Source organism: Roseateles sp. P5_B10 (genome assembly GCF_056400485.1).
In genome coordinates this window covers 1-1,747 of sequence record NZ_JBFULE010000982.1, presented here as the reverse complement: position 1 = coordinate 1,747, position 1,747 = coordinate 1, and the positions used below count along the sequence as shown (strand labels likewise).

The window sequence follows — 1,747 nt, the reverse complement described above, 5'->3', positions numbered from 1 at the left end:
CCGGGTATGCAGGGCGCCGCCCGGCTGGCCGCCCGCGCGGCCCTGGCCTGTGGCGCGGGACGGGTCTATCTGGACCTGCTGGGGCTCGGCCCCGCCGAGGTCGCTGACTCCGGCTGGCTCGAGTTGATGCGCGGCCGGCTCACGGAGCTGCCCCAGGCAGTGGGCGTCATCGGCTGTGGCGCTGGCGACGCCATCACACCCCATTTGCCCTCACTGCTGCAAACGCTGCCGCGCCTCGTCATCGATGCCGACGCGCTGAACGCCATCGCCGCCGACACAACTCTGCAGTCTCTTGTGCGCACAAGGCCAGCAGGCTCCACGCTGCTGACGCCGCATCCGCTCGAAGCCGCCCGCCTGCTGAATCGCGGCACAACCGCCATTCAGGCCGACCGCCTCGCCGCTGCGCAGGAACTGGCCTTGCAATTGGGCTGCACCGTCGTCCTCAAGGGCTCGGGCAGCGTGATCACCTCACCGGCCGAGCGGCCGGCGCTCTGCGCCAGCGGCGGCCCGGCCCTGGCTACAGCCGGCAGCGGCGACGTGCTGGCCGGCTGGCTGGGCGGGCTGTGGGCTCAGCAACCATCCGCCACGGCTCACGCCATCGCCTGCACCGGCGTGGACGCGCACGGCCGCGCCGGCGAGTACGGCGGCGTGCTGCGCGCCGGCGAGCTCATCGAGCGCCTGGCGGCGCTGCGCTGACGCTCAGCGGCGTTTGCGCGGCGCGGCCTTGGCAGCCGTTTTCTTGGCGGCGCGCTTGGCGGCCTGCTGTGCGGCCTTGACCGGATGCAGGGACGCGACGACTTCCTTGCGGCTCTTCTTCACGTCGCGATCCTGCTGGCGAACATCGTCCAGCGTCTCGACGGCCGTCTTGGGCGCGCGCTTGCGGGCTGGTGTCTTGCCCGGGGCTTTGCCCGTGGGTTTGGATGCCCCGCCGCGCCCGGGTGAGCGCGCGTCTTCGGCGTCGCGCACCAGGCGGAAGTCGATGCGCCGGCCGTCCAGGTCAACACGGCTGACCTGCACCTGCACGCGGGCGCCGGTCGCGTAGCGAATGCCGGTGCGCTCGCCACGCAGTTCCTGGCGCACCTCGTCGAAGCGGTAGTACTCGCCGCCCAGCTCGGTGATGTGCACCAAGCCCTCGACGTAGAGCGCATCCAGTTGCACGAAGAGGCCGAAGGACGTGACCGCACTGACGGTGCCGGCGAACTCCTCGCCGAGACGGTCGCGCATGTAGCGGCACTTCAGCCAAGCCTCGACATCGCGGCTGGCCTCGTCGGCACGACGCTCGTTGGCGCTGCAATGCGCGCCCACGACCTCCCAGCGCTCGGCCTCGTTGCGGGCGTCTGCCGGGTTGGGCGGCGCTGGCCGGCCGGGGCGCTTGGGCGCCTGCGGCACGTTCATCTTGCTGGCGTCCAGCGTGTAGCGCTTGCTCGCCAGCAGGCATTTGATGACGCGGTGGACCAGCAGGTCGGGATAGCGCCGGATCGGGCTGGTGAAGTGGGTGTAGGCCGGGTAGGCCAGGCCGAAATGGCCGGAATTGGTGCCGGTGTAGATGGCCTGCTGCATGGAGCGCAGCAGCATGGTGTGGATCTGCTGCGCGTCGGGCCTGTCTTTGGTCGCCTGGGCGATCGCCTGGAATTCACGCGGCGTCGGGTCGTCGGACACACCCATGCCAATGCCCAGCGAGCGCAGATAGTTCTGCAGCGTCGTACGCTTCTCGGGCGTCGGACCTTCGTGCACGCGGTAGAGCGAG

The 1,747-nt window shown here is 70.6% G+C and carries 2 protein-coding genes; one reads left to right on the top strand and one right to left on the bottom strand.

All coding sequences use genetic code 11. The features are described 5' to 3' along the window. The coding region (locus AC1DU6_RS29985; RefSeq protein ID WP_477861680.1) for an ADP-dependent NAD(P)H-hydrate dehydratase at positions 1-696 on the top strand (696 nt) is incomplete at its 5' end. Between the two features lie 3 nt (positions 697-699). Here AC1DU6_RS29985 and AC1DU6_RS29980 read toward each other — a convergent pair. Then, positions 700-1,747 (bottom strand): RNB domain-containing ribonuclease (locus tag AC1DU6_RS29980; protein WP_477861679.1); only part of this gene is annotated, 1,048 nt, incomplete at its 5' end.